Raw genomic sequence first — 14,568 nt, 5'->3', positions numbered from 1 at the left:
CCCACAGACCCGCCGCCCCCCAGGCGGCGATCAGAAAACCCCCCGGAGACTCGCGGCAGGCCCCCCGGCCCGCCGCCGCCCCGCTTCCCCACTTCCCCCCGGACGCACCCCCCAGCGCGCCGTCTCGGTGGATCCCGAAGACATGAGACTAGGCAGTGAACATGACTTCCAGCCTCAGTGTCGATGAAGTGCGTGTTTCAGAATCGACATATCCACAAACGGAATTGGCGGCACTCCAGGCACTTCAGGGACGAACCGCACCCAACTGCTCCCCCAGCTCGACCGGGTCCGTCGTAGGCCGCGCGCAGACGAAATGTCGACACACATACGCCGTCGGAAGGTCGCGCACGAGTGTGCGCTCGGCCAGAAGCGGGAACTCCCCCTCGCCCCCGCCCTCCGCCGGCTGCGGCAGACCGACCGCCACCACCGCACCGGGAGCCGTCCCCAGCAACGCCGCCCGGTGGAGCGCCGCCCGCGCCGGATCCTCCGGATGCCCGACCACCGCCACCTCACGCGGCCCGTCCAGCAGCGCCTCGGCGACCGACAGCCCGTGCCCGATGAAACGCGGCACGCGCGGACCCAGCGCCGCCACCACCCCCAGCGCCCGCTCCGCCGCCGTACGGTGCGCCTCGGACCCGGTGTGCGCCGCGTACGAGAGCAACGCGCCCGCGGCGGCCGTCCACCCGGAGGGCGCGGCCGTGTCGGTCGGATCCTGGGGCCGCCGGATCAGCTTCTCCGCATCGTGCGCCGTGTCGTACAGCGACCCGTCCTCGGCGGTGAACCGGTCCAGGACCAGGTCCACCAGGAACCCGGCGAACTCCAGCCAGACCCCCTCACCGGTCACCGACGCCAGCGCGAGGAAGCCCTCCGCGACATCGCCGTAGTCCTCCAGCACGCCGGCGTTGGCGCCGACATGGCCGTCCTTGCTGGTCCGCGCGAGCCGCGGGGCCCGGCCGGCGGCCGCGTCGAAGTGCACCCGTACCAGCAGATCGGCGGCCTCGGTCGCCCGCTCCACCAGGTCGGGCCGCTCGAAGTACGCCCCGCACTCGGCCAGCGCGGCGATCGCCAGACCGTTCCACGCGGCGACGACCTTGTCGTCCCTGCCGGGCGCCGGGCGCTCCGCCCGCGCGGCCAGCAGCCGCGCCCTGATCCCGGCGATCCGCTCCGCGTCCACCGCCGGCCCGTCCTGCGGCAGCTGGAGCACCGACGCGCCGTGCTCGAAGGTCCCCTCCTGCGTCACCCCGAAGTACCCGGCGGCGAGCTCCCCGTCGCCCTCCCCCAGCACCTCCCGCAGCTGCGCGGGCGTCCAGGCGTAGTACGCGCCCTCCGCGTGCTTCCCGGTCAGCGGATCCTCGCTGTCGGCGTCGAGGGCCGAGGCGAAGCCGCCCTCGGCGGTCCGCAGCTCCCGGACCATGAAGTCGGCGGTCTCCAGCGCGACCCGCCGCGCCAGCTCCGAACCGGTGGCCCGCCACAGGTGGGCGTAGACCCGGCAGAGCAGGGCGTTGTCGTAGAGCATCTTCTCGAAGTGCGGCACCACCCACTCCCGGTCCACGGAGTACCGCGCGAACCCGCCCCCGAGCTGGTCGTAGATCCCGCCGCGGGCCATCGCCTCACAGGTGTCGGCGGCCATCTGCAGCGCGCCCTCGGACCCGGTGCGCGCATGGTGGCGCAGCAGGAACTCCAGCACCATGGACGGCGGGAACTTCGGCGCCCCGCCGAACCCGCCGCGCGTGGCGTCGTACTCGCGGGTCAGCCCGAGCAGCGCCTGCGCGAGCTCCTCCGGCCCCGGGGTCCCGGCCTTCCCGTAGTCCAGCTGCCGCCCGGCGAGGTCCCGCACGATCTTCTGCGCGACCTCGGCCACCTCCTCGGGCCGCCCCACCCAGGCGGCCCGCACGCCTTCGAGCACCTGCATGAAGGAGGGCATCCCGTGCCGCGGCTCGGGCGGGAAGTAGGTCCCGAAGTAGAACGGCTCCGCGTCCGCGGTGAGGAAGACGGTCATGGGCCACCCACCCTGCCCGGTGGCGGCCTGCACGGCCTCCATATAGACGGCGTCGACATCGGGCCGCTCTTCCCGGTCCACCTTGATGTTGACGAAGTGTTCGTTCATGTAGCCGGCGGTCAGCTCGTCCTCGAACGACTCATGCGCCATCACATGGCACCAGTGGCACGCCGAGTAACCGACCGACAACAGAACGGGCACATTGCGCCGTCGGGCTTCCTCGAACGCCTCGGGCTCCCACGGCCACCAGTCGACCGGATTGTCCGCGTGCTGAAGCAGATAAGGCGAGGTCATACCAGCCAACCGGTTCATACGACCCAGCCTCTCACGCCGACACGGCCCTGCCGGTTCGGCCCGCAAGCCCTCGCCCTACTTGGCCGATTTGCACTCATGCGCCATCACGCGGTCAATGCGGATCACCCCTTTGCCCCCTGGTCGCCCTGCGGACGCTGAAGGTTCTGCCCCGACCCAAAGCCGGTGCCCGCCTGGAAGCGGGCAGTACGCTGAGTCCAGCAGCACCGCATCCTCGAAGGAGGTACCCCATGACCGCCGAGATGGTGGCGCCCGCGTGGATGCACTCGCAGATCAGCGCGGAGCAGTACGACTCCTGGTCCGAGGAGCAGTGCGCCGGCATCGAGATCGTGGACGGGATGGTCGTCGTGACCCCGAGCGCCTCCAAGCGGCACAACCGGCTGGCTCGGCTCCTGGCCAACGCCCTGGACGCCGCCGCGGGCCCGGACTGGAACGCTGACACAGACTTCGACGTCCGCTTGCAGGACGTGCCGCTCACCAACCGCCGACCGGACGTCACCGTCTACCGGGCGGAGACCATCGACCTCACGCCCACCCGTCCCGAGCACGTGCTCCTGGTCGTCGAGGTCGTGTCCCCGGGGTCAGAGACCACCGACCGGATCGTGAAGGTGGACCAATACGCCAAAGCCGGCATCCCCTTCTACTGGCGCATCGAGCAGTCCGCCACCGGCGTTCCGATCGTCTACACCTACGTCCTCGACCCAGCCAACAGGGCCTACCGGGACGGCGAGGTGTTCACCGGCACCGTGAAGGCCACCGCGCCCTTCCCTGTCACGGTCGACCTTGGGTCCCTGTGAGCAGCGAGGAATCGTCCGCGCCCTCGGCGCCTCCGGCGTCCTGTCGGCGAAGACATGTCCGCAACCGGGGGCCTCTGGGCATCGACCCGCAGCTCGGCCCGGACCCGTCGTAGGCGGTCCGGAGGGAAGTTTCCCCTTCGCCCACCGTTCATCGGTCCGTTCGGCGATGAGTGCCTTGATCTTGAACCATTCGCCCGGCGTCACAACCCCCTGCCGCGCATGACGACTTCACCTTTCTCGTTGCGCAGGAGCTCGCCGTACCCCTCCCACCCGCCCAAGGGATTGCCGTGCTCGTCCGTCTTACGCCGCCGGATGGGGACCATGCCCGCGAAGGGGACCGTGACGCTCAGGGCCGGTCGGCCCCAGGCGTACCGTGCCTGCGGAGCGCTCCGAGGTACACCCCCATCAGGATCAGGGGGGCGCCGAGCAGCAGGGAGGCCGTGAGGGGTTCGTCGTCGAGCCAGGCCGACAGCATGATCGTCACGATCGGGGTGATGACGAACATGTACGCGGCCCTGGACGCGCCCCAGCGGCCGACCACGAACAGATAGAGGACGAAGGTCAGTACGGAGCCTCCCACGACGAGATAGCCGAGGGCCCACCAGGTCGCCGGGCGGTCCGGCAGCCGCCAGGTGTCGCCGGCCGCGAGGGAGCCCGCGAAGAGCAGGACGGCGGCGGCGGTCATGCCCACCGCGTTCATCGTCACCGGATGCACCTTCGGCAGCCGCCGCACCAGTACGAGGGACTGGGCGAACGCCAGCACGCTCCCCAGGATCGCGAGAAAGGACAGCAGGGGCATGGAGCCCTGGAGCGGCGCCCTGGAGATGACGGCGACCCCGGCCGTGGCGAGGACGGTGCCGACCGCCGCCATCCATCGGAACGGCTCCACGCGCTGGGCCACTGCCAGCAGCAGGGTCGCCAGCGGGACCAGGGACAGAATGGTCTGGCCGAGTCCGGCGTGGATACGGACCAGCGCGTAGTAGGCGAGTGCGAAGGTGACGCCGAAGTTGAGTACGCCGAAAAGCACGGCCCCGGCCAGCGCCCTGCCGCGCGGAAACGCCAGCCTCCGTAGCACCATGATGGCCAGCAGCACCAGTGCGGCGGCGCCGAAGCGCACGGCCGCGCCCCACAGCGGATCGAGTTCGCGGTTGCTGAAACGGACGCCGACCGCGTTGCCACCCGCCAGAACCGCGGTAGCGGCGAAGGCGGCAGGGGTCAGGCGGTCCGGGGTGCGCTGCACCGGATCACCGTAGCCGCGGCGGACCCGGGCCTGCGGTGGTACACACCCTGCCCCGGCGCCAGACCACTCCGCCGGCGCGTCAGTTCTGTTGCCGTACGGCCGTGGCGAAGGCTGGGCCCGGCCGCCGTGCCCCCAGCTGCTCGCGACCATGCCCCCGCTGCGTACCTTGACGGGCCCGCGGCGGCGCCGCGGGCGCCGAGCCATCAGCCCGGCTGGACGGTGATGGTGCAGAGGCGCTTGGTCGCCCGGGTCAGGGCAACGTACAGGTCCCTTTCCCCACCTGGGCGGGTCGTGATGATTTCCTCGGGGTTCACGACGACGACTCCGTCGAATTCGAGGCCCCGTGCTTCGGACGCCGGCACGATGCGTGCGTGGTCGGCGATGCCCTGGGCGGTCAGCTCGCCGACCCTGGTGTCCGCGCAGACCACTCCCAGCAGCTCGCCCGGGTGTGCGGTGCTCTGGGCACGCAGTTCCCGCACGACGGCAGTGACCAACTCGTCCGGATGTGTGGTCACGGTGCGGGGGCTCTCACCGCTTCGCAGTGACCGTGTGGGCTTCTGGTCCGGGTCGATCCGCGTGAGCAGGTCCCGGACGCTCTCCAGGATCTCCTGCGTCGTGCGATAGCTGACGGTCAGGTTGTGCAGCTTGAACCGCGCTCCGACGTGGGGGCTCAGCGCTTCCTTCCAGTCGCGTGCCGTCGCGACCGGGCCCGCCTGGGCGAAGTCGCCCACCAGCGTCATCGCCCTCGACGGGCAGCGGCGGACGATCATCCGCCACTGCATGGCGGTCAGTTCCTGCGCCTCGTCGACGACGACGTGCCCGTACGTCCGCTCGGGCGGGCCGTCGACCAGGCTCGCCGCCTCGTCCAGCAACGGCACGTCGGCATCGGTCCACGGGTCGTCCGGACCGCGCAGCAGAAGCGGCCGCTCCTGCGCGGTCAGGCGGGGCAGGTGCTCGGCGAGAGCGTCGGCATTCGTCAGGAGCGCCTTCACGAGGTCACCGGGTAACAGCCGGGGCCACAACGTCTCGACCGCTGCGTCGACGCCGGCGTCGTCGAGCAGACCGGCTCGCAGGGCGTCCAGGTCCAGCTCGTGGGCCGGGCCCGGGTCGGCCGCCCCTTCGACACGGCGCTGGGCGGCTCCCGTGAACCGGTCGAGGTCGAGGCCCGTCATCCTTTCGGCATCAGCGTCGATCTGCTCCAGCAGGTCGCCCATGTCTCGTTGCATCGTGTCGGTGACGGCGTCGACCAGGAGGTCTTTGAACACCTGGCGCGCGGGGTTGTGCCCCGCAACGGCTGCCACGGCGGCGTCGCGCGCCATGGCGACTTCCTCGCCGGAGAGGTGAACCAGTTCCCGTCCGACCCGCACGGTGAAGTCACCGGCGGGGGCCTGGTGGACGCGCAGCAGGCCGGCCAGGGCGTCGGCGAGGCCGGAACTGCCCTTGAGGCGGGCCGTGTCGAACGGACCCACCGTGTCCACGGACACTCCGGTCAGTTCCCGGCAGGTGGTCAGAACGACGTCGTTCTCTCCGAGCGAAGGAAGGACCTGGGAGATGTAGTCGATGAACCGGGAGTTCGGGCCCACCACCAGGACGCCCTGCTCCGCGGCGCGCGGGAACGCGTACAGGACGTAGGCCGCCCGGTGCAGGGCGACCACCGTCTTGCCGGTGCCGGGTCCGCCCTGCACCACGGTCACCCCTCGGTGGGCGGAGCGGACGATCTCGTCCTGCTCGGCCTGCAGCGTCGCGACGGCCGCGTGCATCCTGCCCGTACGCCGTGCCGACAGAGCCTCGGTCAACGGGCCGTCCCCCACGACGTCTTCGTCGGTCGGGGCGGTCCCGTCCAGCAGTTCGTCGCTGACCGAGACGACGGTGCGGTCCTCCAGGCGCAGGTGTCGGCGCCGCCGCAGGTCCATCGGATGGACCGGTGTCGCCTCGTAGAAGGGCCGTGCCGCGTCGGCGCGCCAGTCCACGAGCAGGGGCAGGTCCGCCTCTTCCGTGTGCAGTCCGATCCGCCCGATGCGCAGGGCCGTGCCGTCCGTCCGGTCGATGCGCCCGAAGACCAGGCCCTGTTCGGCGCCCTCCAGCCGGCCGATCTCCTTGGCCAGACGTTCGGCGGCGAATTCCCTCTCGTATGCCTCACGGGCGCTGTCCGCCGGGGTCTTCAGCACGCTCGCTCGATGTGCTCGCGCCTCGGAAATTCGCTCGGCGAGCAGTGCGTACAAGGAGGAAACGTAGTCGCGCTCCAATTCGAGCGCAGACACTGCCTGGACTTTCGGTAACGCAGGAGGCATGGCCAAAACACCTTCGGATATCGCACAACCGGAACTCGACCGACTGGAATATAGGCAGGCCCCACAACACTGTCAAGCTCCCATTTTTCCCGCAAAAGCCATTGCGGACGAACACATTGCATGCCTCTACCGGATTTGCGGACCGCGAATTTTTATGTCCCTGACGAATGTGCGGACCGGGCGGTTTCATGCCTCCGCACTCGGCCTCCCGGAGCCGCGCGGCCCGGCGCTCTGCGGCGGCACCTCCCCTGCGCGCAGCGCCTGCACCGGAACCCTCGTAGCGTCATACCGCCTCGCACACAAGGGAGTTGTCGGTTTCGGCACACCTGCACGAAGGAGTGGCCGCTTCCCTCTGAACTAGCTCAGATTCCCTCGCGCGCGGTGGAGTCGCGCAGGACACTTGTGGCACGTTGCCGGAGCTCTCTGAGGGGATGCCGATGCGGGACAGCCATCGCGGTGAAGCCGAGCGCTTGTTGGAGCGGGCTGTGGACGAGGCGGTCCGGCGGGGGGCGGGCTCGGCGGATGCCGTGGGCGGGGCGGTGGACAGGGCTGCGCTGCTGGCGCGCGGTACGGAGGCCCTGGACGCGCTCGCCGCGAGTGCGGCTCCCGAGTACGAGGCGTACGTACGGGCGTTGGACGAGGCGGCGGCCGGGGAGCAGTCGCTGGGTGAGGCGTTCCGGCGGGGTGATACGTCGACGGCGGTGCTGGTGACCGCGGTCGCGGCAGCGGCGGCCGTCGGGGCGGATCTGTCGCTGGGTGTCGCGGCGGGTACGGCGCTGACGGCGGGCGCTGTCGTGGGGATCGCGGGGGCGGTGGCGACCGTGGCGAAGGTGACGGCGCTGCACGTGCCGGCTGCGAACCGGCGGGCCGGGGAGCGGGGGCGGCCCGGCGGGGCGGAGCAGTTGAGGCTGCAGTGGCTGTCGGCGCTGGAGGTGCGCGGGATACGTCCGTTCCTGGAGCAGCAGCGTGCGGTGGCCGCGGCGGCGCGGGCGCCGCGGGCGCCGCGGCCGGTCGCGTTGTCGTCGGCGCGGACCTCCGGGCCGGCGTTGCGCGGGGTGGATCGCAGTGCGGAGGCGCGGCGGCGCAGTGCGCTGGAGCATTCGTTCGGGCAGTTGCCGGATGTGGCGGACCGGTTCGCGGGGCGGCGGGCGGAGCTGACGCGGATCGCGCAGTGGGTGCAGGCGGCGCGGGCGAGTACGGAGACCCGCCCGGTAGTGGTGGTGCTGCACGGGGAACCGGGGGTGGGGCGGACGGCGCTGGCGCTGCGGGCGGCACACGCGTTGCGGGACCAGTTCCGCGGTGCGTGTGTGGTGGACATGCGGGGTGGCTCGACGGGTGGTGAGCCGGGTGAGGCGCCGCTGTCGATGCGGGAGGCGTTGCTGCATCTGATGAACCGGCTGGGTGCGCCGCGGGAGCAGTTGTTGTTCCGGGAGGGGGCGTCGGCGGAGCAGCAGGTGAGGCGGCTGGGCGAGTTGTACCACCAGCATCTGCGGGGGTTGCCGGTGACGGTGCTGCTCGACGACGCGGTGGATGCGGCGCAGGTGCGGATGCTGGTGCCGGAGCGTTCGGAGAGTCTGGTGCTGGTGACGGCGAGGGAGCCGCTGGAATTGCCGGGGGATCTGGCGGCGTGGGTGCATCAGCTGCCGGTGGAGAGGCTGGGCGGGGACGAGTCGGCGGAGTTGGTGCGGGCGGTGGCGCCGGAGGCGGCGGCCGCGGGGTCCGCTGCCGGGGTGGCCTCGGTGGTGGAGGTGAGCGGCGGGCTGCCGCTCGCGTTGCGGATGCTGGCTCCGCTGGTACGGGACGGGGTGGCCGTTGCGGGCGGAGCCGGGGCGGTGGCCTCCGGCGGCGGTGACCGGACCGGGGCGGATTCCTCCGGTGGCGATGACCGGGCCGGGGCGGATGCCTCGGGCGGCGATGGCGGCACCGGGGCGGATGCCTCCGGTCGCGGTGACGGCACCGGGGCGGATGCTTCGGGTCGCGATGACCGGACCGGGGCAGGGGCCAGGACCGGTGTGCACCCCGTGGAGGCGGCGTTGCGGGTGGCCGTTGCGCGGTTGGCCGAGCCGGCGCGGCTGCTGCTGCGGCGGTTGCCGCTGGCGGGGCGGGCCTCGCTCGGGGGTGCGGCGGCGGCCGCGCTGGCCGACGTACCGGAGCAGGCGGCGCTGCGGACGCTGGAGGAGCTGTGGGAGGCCGGCCTGATCGAGCGGGTGCGGGGTCAGCGGTTCCGGATGCATGACGCGGTGCGCGCGTACGCGGCGGCCCGGCTCGCGGCGGATGAGGACCGGGCGGAGGCCGTGGCGGCGCACGAGCGGCTGATCCGGAACTACGCGCAGCTCGCGGACTCGGTGATCCGGATGGTCGACGGGAAGATGTCGACGCGGGCGAACCAGTTCGGGGGCCACGGCTTCGTCTCGCTGGACGCGGCGCTGCGGTGGCTGGACGACGAGTCGAGTTTCATCACGGCGGCGTTGCGGCACTCGGAGGGGGTGGACCAGCAGGCGGTGCTGGACCTGCTGGGTGCGCTGTGCGACTTCTGTCTGTTGCGCGGGGACCTGTACCGGCTGGGTGAGATCGACGAGCTGACGCAGGCGGTGGCGGCGGGTCGGCAGGATCAGGCGGGGCCGCAGGGGCGGCTGGTGCGGTCGGTGCAGTGGCGTACGGGTATCGCGGCGCGGCAGCTGGGTGAGCTGGACAAGGCGCGGACCACGCTGACGTCGGTGGTGGACCAGTACATGGAGGCCCATCAGGAGGCGGGGGCGGCGATGGCGCTGGTTTCGCTCGGCATCACGCTGCACCACCAGGGGAATCTGCCGGAGGCGGCGGTACGCATCCGTGAGGCGCTGGCGTTGCAGGAGCCCGCGGAGCTGGCGGGTGACCGGGCGTGGGGGCTGCACGCGCTGGCGGCGGTGGAACGGGATCTGGCGCACCTGGCGGAGGCGACGCGGCTGCTGGAGACGTCGCTGGAGCTGCACCGGGAGAGCGAGAGCGTGCACGGGGAGGCGTGGGCGCACTTCCAGCTGGGGCAGGTGCACCTGCGGTTCGGTGAGGTGGAGCGGGCGGAGAAGGAGCTGGACCTGGCGTTGCAGTTGTACGGGCGGACCCGGGACGACCGTGGTGAGGCCTGGGCGTTGACGCAGTTGGGCCGGGCGCGGGTGGTGGACGGGGATCCGGGGCCGGCGGTGGAGCGGCTGCGGGAGGCGCTCGCGCGGCACCGGGAGGCGGAGGACGCGCGCGGGGAGGCGTGGACGCAGTACTACCTGGGGCAGGCGCTGGAGGTGAGCGGGGAGCGGGACCAGGCGGTGCGGGAGCTGGAGCGGGCGCGGACCATGTTCTCGCGGATGCGGGACGTGTACGGGCTGGCGCATGCGCGCCATCATTCGGGCCGGGTGACGCGGGACCAGCGGGCGGCGCAGACGGGGAACCTGAAGAACTCGGGTTTCGCCCGGCAGCTGCTGGTGGATGCGCGGGCGGATTTCCAGCGGATCGGGCTGGCGCACGGGGAGGCGTGGACGTGCCTGGAGCTGGCGGTGGTCGACGCGGGCAACGGGCGGCTGTCGCAGGCGCTCGGCCTGTGCGAGGAGGCGGTCCGGCTGTTCATCTCGTACGGGGACCGGCGCGGGGAGGACTGGGCGCGGTTCCTGCGGTGCACGCTGCTGCCGTACGTGGGGCTGGCGGGGCCGGGGGTGCCGGAGGAGGCGCGGGCGGAGCTGGCGCGGCTGGCTCAGGCGCCGCATCCGGCGCGTGACGGCCGGCTGGAGGAGTGCCTGGAGACGTACGGGGTGATCCTGGGCCGGGGCGTGGACCCGGCCGAGGGCTGGCAGGCGTGGCGTCTGGGCCTGGTACCGAACCTCCACTCACGGGAGGTCATGGGCGTACCCCGCTCCTGACCCCGCTCCCGCCCCCGGCCCTGACCGGCGCCCGCCCCAGTCCGCCGCCGGCCGCGAGGCGCCGCGGCCCCGGCGCCCGCCCACGGCGGCGGCCGGCGGGCAGGCCGGGATTGCCGACCCGCCGCCCTGCGACGGGTCGGCAACGGCCGGACGGGCTAGCTGGTCGGCTTCGCCGTGGGGGTGGCGGGGGCGACCGGGTCCGGGGCTTCTTCGAAGTCGACCCGGCCCATGTGCCGGTTCATGGACTTCATCAGGGCCCACACGCCGAGTGCGAGGGCCGCGAACACGAGGAAGCCCAGGATGCCGGGGGTCACCTTGTTCTTGTCGAAGGTGTCACCCGCCAGGGGGAGGAGCTGGGTCAGTGCTGCCTGCGTAGCGCTCATGGCTAGGCATTCTCCCGGATGCCCGCGAAGAGGTCGGACTCGGGGAGGGAGGTGTCGACGAGCGACTTGGCGAGCTCGTACTCCTCGGTGGGCCAGACCTCCTTCTGGACCTCCATGGGAACGCGGAACCAGCCGCCGTCCGGGTCGATCTGCGTGGCGTGCGCGATGAGCGCCTTGTCACGGATCTCGAAGAAGTCCGCGCAGGGGACGTGGGTGGTCAGGGTCCGCTCCTTGCGCTCGAACTCCTTCCACCGCTCCAGCCACTCTCCGTAGGGGGACTCCAGGCCGCGGGAGAGCATCGCCTCGTGCAGGGCGATGGTGCGCGGCTTGTTGAAGCCCTGGTTGTAGTAGAGCTTCTGCGGCTGGTGGGCGGGGCCGTACTCGGCCTCGGGGTACTTCTCGGTGTCCCCCGCGCCGTCGAAGGCCACCATGGAGATCTTGTGGGTCATGATGTGGTCGGGGTGCGGGTAGCCGCCGTTCTCGTCGTACGTGGTGACGACCTGCGGCTTGAACGCACGGATCTTCTTGACCAGCTCGCCCGCGGCCTCGTCGACGTCCGCGAGGGCGAAGCAGCCGTCGGGGAGCGGGGGCAGCGGGTCGCCCTCGGGCAGGCCGGAGTCGACGTAGCCGAGCCACTCCTGCTGGACGCCGAGGATCTGGCGGGCCTCCTCCATCTCCTTGGCGCGCACCTCGTGGATGTTCTCCTCGATGTACTTGTCGCCCTGGAGCTTGGGGTTCAGTACGGAGCCCCGCTCGCCGCCCGTGCAGGTCACGACCATCACGGGGACCCCCTCGGACACGTACTTGGCCATCGTGGCCGCGCCCTTGCTCGACTCGTCGTCGGGGTGGGCGTGGACGGCCATCAGTCGAAGCTGCTCGGTCAAAACAGGATCCTCTGCGATTCGGCGCGACACTCGGCTTCTATAGTGACCGAACTGGGGGACGGAAAATTCCAGGGGCGGCCCGGTGACCCACCCTCCCCAGCGAGAGGAAAAGATCATGAGCGCGGTGCGCGAGGGACTGCCCGAGGGCCGGTACGGCCGGTCGGCGGACGAGCGTACGGACCGGAAGCTCAAGATCATCGGCGCTGCGCTGGGTGCCGTGCTGCTGGGCGTGATCGGCTGGATCGGCTGGGACTACGTCGCGGGGCGGAGCGTGAGCGCCGAGGTGATCAAGTTCCAGGTGATTTCGGACACCGAGGTGAAGGTGCACCTGGAGGTCCGCAAGGACGCTTCGGTCACCGGCGTCTGCACCATGGTCTCGCAGGACGAGCAGCACGCCGAGGTGGGTCGTGCCGACTTCACCTTCGCCCAGCGGGAGTCGCGGGTGGACGAGGTCGTCTCCGTGAAGACCACCGGCCGGGCCACCATGATCGAGCTGGTGGGGTGCCAGCCGGCGGCGTCCGCCGACTGAGGCTGCTCCGAGGCTTGGGAGCACGGCCGACGGGGCAATGCCCCTCTGGGGTCCTCCCCCTTTTCTTCCCGAATTGTTAGGCTCGTGGTTTCGCCCGCCGCTGGCGGGCGTGTAGTCCCCTGTACCGACGAGGAGCACCCGTGACCCAGACGAGCGAGAGCGTCACCTGGCTGACCCAGGCGGCGTACGACCAGCTGAAGGCGGAGCTGGACTACCTCTCTGGTCCCGCCCGCACGGAGATCGCCGCGAAGATCGCCGCCGCCCGCGAGGAGGGTGACCTCCGCGAGAACGGCGGATACCACGCGGCCAAGGAGGAGCAGGGCAAGCAGGAGCTCCGGGTCCGCCAGCTCACGCAGCTCCTGGAGAACGCGAAGGTCGGCACGGCCCCCGCCTCCGACGGCGTGGTGGCGCCGGGCACCCTCGTGAAGATCGCCTTCGACGGCGACGAGGACGACACGATGGAGTTCCTGCTGGCGTCGCGCGAGTACGCGTCCGGGGACTTCGAGACGTACTCCCCGCAGTCCCCGCTGGGCACCGGCGTCATGGGCAAGTCGATCGGCGAGGACGCCGAGTACGAGCTGCCGAACGGCAAGAAGGCCTCGGTCAGGATCCTAGACGTCAAGCCCTTCACCGGCTGATCACCCCCGATCACTGTTGGTTCATGCGTGATGCCCGGCCGGTTCTCCGGCCGGGCATCACGCGTACGGGGCACGCGTACGGGGCGACGCGTACGGGGCCTCGCGTACGGCCGCCGGGGGCCCGCAGGAAGGGCCCGCCCCTAGGCCATCACCTTGTACCCGGCGCCGTGCAGGGTCCGCGCGACCTCCGCGCAGTGCTCCGGCCCCTTCGTCTCCAGCTGCAGCTCCACCTCCACCTCCGTGAGGCCCAGCCGCGGGTCGGTCCGTACGTGGCTGACGTCCAGCACGTTCGCGTCGACCACCGACAGCACCCCCAGGAGTCCGGCGAGCGCGCCGGGCCGGTCGGCCACGCGCAGCCGCAGCGACAGGTAGCGGCCGGCCGCCGCCATGCCGTGCCGCAGGATGCGCTGGAGCAGGAGCGGGTCGACGTTCCCACCGGACAGTACGGCCACCACCGGGCCGGCGCCGTACAGTTCGGGCTCGCTGAGCAGGGCGGCGACCGTGCTGCATCCGGCCGGCTCGACGACGAGCTTCGCCCGTTCCAGGCACAGCAGCAGGGCGCTGGAGAGGGCGTCCTCGGACACCGTGCGCACGTCGTCGAGGAGCTCGCCGATGATGCGGAAGGGGACGTCGCCGGGGCGGCCCACCTTGATGCCGTCGGCCATGGTGTTCGGGTGGTCGATCGAGACGGGGTGGCCGGCCTTGAGGGAGGGCGGGTACGCGGCCGCGCCGGCCGCCTGCACCCCGACGACCCGCACGTCGGGCCGCAGCGCCTTCACCGCGACGGCCACACCGGCGGCGAGCCCGCCGCCGCCGACCCCGACCAGGACGGTGCGTACTTCCGGGCACTGCTCCAGGATCTCCAGGCCGACCGTGCCCTGGCCGGCGATAATGTCGCGGTGGTCGAAGGGGTGGATGAACACCGCTCCGGTGCGGTCGGCGTACTCCTGGGCCGCGGCGAGGGTCTCGTCGACGACCTGGCCGTGCATGCGTACGTCGGCCCCGTACTCCTGGGTCGCCGCGACCTTCGGCAGCGGTGCCCCGACCGGCATGAACACGGTGGAGCGGACCCCGAGGAGGGAGGAGGCGAGCGCCACGCCCTGGGCGTGGTTGCCGGCGCTGGCGGCCACGACGCCGGCGGCGCGCTGCTCGGGGCGCAGGCCCGCGATGCGTACGTACGCGCCGCGGAGCTTGAAGGAGCCGGTGCGCTGGAGGTTCTCGCACTTGAAGTGGACCGGCGAGCCGGTGAGGGCGGAGAGGTGCCTGCTGCCTTCCATCGGCGTGACCCGGGAGACGCCGGACAGCATCTTCTGGGCCCCCCGGACGTCGTCGAGGATGACCTGGGGGACGGGCTGGGGCACGCGGTAGTTCATGCGGTCAGTCTCGCAGCCCGGGAGCGGCCGGGCCGGGAGCGTCCACGGGAGCCCCGGCAGGGGCCGGGGGGCTCTGCGGCGGGGGTCGGGGTGGGTTGGGGGCGCGGGGGCGAAATCTCGCCATCCGGAACGGCCGTGGGACGGGTGCCCCGGCGGGTCGTACCAGTTCTCGAACGAGGCGTACGAGCCGCCGCAGGGCCGCGTACGCTGTCCCCCATCCTTGTCGGACCCACGC

The 14,568-nt window shown here is 71.8% G+C and carries 10 protein-coding genes; 4 read left to right on the top strand and 6 right to left on the bottom strand.

The window, feature by feature from the left end:
- Positions 1 to 244 precede the first annotated feature (244 nt).
- Positions 245 to 2,311 carry a thioredoxin domain-containing protein gene (locus NRK68_RS21320; RefSeq protein WP_257856442.1) on the bottom strand — a complete coding sequence of 689 codons (2,067 nt, stop codon included), beginning with the start codon at positions 2,309 to 2,311 and terminating at the stop codon, positions 245 to 247.
- Positions 2,312 to 2,541: 230 nt separating this feature from the next.
- Here NRK68_RS21320 and NRK68_RS21315 point away from each other — a divergent pair, with 230 nt between their 5' ends.
- Positions 2,542 to 3,108 (top strand): Uma2 family endonuclease, encoded by a 567-nt coding sequence (locus NRK68_RS21315; protein WP_257856441.1) that lies wholly within the window; start codon positions 2,542 to 2,544, stop codon positions 3,106 to 3,108.
- Between the two features lie 346 nt (positions 3,109 to 3,454).
- Here NRK68_RS21315 and NRK68_RS21310 read toward each other — a convergent pair whose 3' ends face one another.
- Positions 3,455 to 4,348 carry a DMT family transporter gene (locus NRK68_RS21310; RefSeq protein ID WP_257856440.1) on the bottom strand — a complete coding sequence of 298 codons (894 nt, stop codon included), beginning with the start codon at positions 4,346 to 4,348 and terminating at the stop codon, positions 3,455 to 3,457.
- Positions 4,349 to 4,551: 203 nt separating this feature from the next.
- A complete protein-coding gene (locus NRK68_RS21305; protein ID WP_257856439.1) occupies positions 4,552 to 6,639 on the bottom strand; it encodes a HelD family protein in 2,088 nt (695 codons plus the stop codon).
- Between the two features lie 437 nt (positions 6,640 to 7,076).
- Here NRK68_RS21305 and NRK68_RS21300 point away from each other — a divergent pair, with 437 nt between their 5' ends.
- Positions 7,077 to 10,526 (top strand): tetratricopeptide repeat protein, encoded by a 3,450-nt coding sequence (locus NRK68_RS21300; protein ID WP_257856438.1) that lies wholly within the window; start codon positions 7,077 to 7,079, stop codon positions 10,524 to 10,526.
- Positions 10,527 to 10,681: 155 nt separating this feature from the next.
- On the opposite strand, the gene NRK68_RS21295 is transcribed toward NRK68_RS21300, so the two are convergent.
- Together NRK68_RS21295 and mca are read right to left on the bottom strand one after the other, a co-directional pair.
- A complete protein-coding gene (locus NRK68_RS21295; RefSeq protein WP_046779111.1) occupies positions 10,682 to 10,909 on the bottom strand; it encodes a hypothetical protein in 228 nt (75 codons plus the stop codon).
- 2 nt (positions 10,910 to 10,911) lie between these two features.
- Positions 10,912 to 11,793, bottom strand: coding sequence for a mycothiol conjugate amidase Mca (gene mca, locus NRK68_RS21290; protein ID WP_183066796.1), 882 nt, complete (start codon positions 11,791 to 11,793; stop codon positions 10,912 to 10,914).
- Positions 11,794 to 11,908: 115 nt separating this feature from the next.
- Between mca and NRK68_RS21285 the strand changes: the two genes are divergently transcribed.
- Positions 11,909 to 12,322, top strand: a complete 414-nt coding sequence (locus tag NRK68_RS21285) for a DUF4307 domain-containing protein (protein WP_183066797.1) — start codon at positions 11,909 to 11,911, stop codon at positions 12,320 to 12,322.
- A 140-nt stretch (positions 12,323 to 12,462) separates the two neighbouring features.
- A complete protein-coding gene (gene greA / locus NRK68_RS21280) occupies positions 12,463 to 12,960 on the top strand; it encodes a transcription elongation factor GreA (RefSeq protein ID WP_030964565.1) in 498 nt (165 codons plus the stop codon).
- 140 nt (positions 12,961 to 13,100) lie between these two features.
- Here greA and ilvA read toward each other — a convergent pair whose 3' ends face one another.
- On the bottom strand, positions 13,101 to 14,333 hold the full coding sequence (gene ilvA / locus NRK68_RS21275) for a threonine ammonia-lyase (protein ID WP_257856437.1): 1,233 nt from the start codon (positions 14,331 to 14,333) through the stop codon (positions 13,101 to 13,103).
- Positions 14,334 to 14,568 lie beyond the last annotated feature (235 nt).

The organism is Streptomyces yangpuensis (assembly GCF_024666385.1).
In the GTDB taxonomy this organism is placed as follows: domain Bacteria; phylum Actinomycetota; class Actinomycetes; order Streptomycetales; family Streptomycetaceae; genus Streptomyces; species Streptomyces yangpuensis.
Note: the sequence above shows the minus strand (reverse complement) of the source record. Positions and strands in the feature narration are given on the sequence as shown.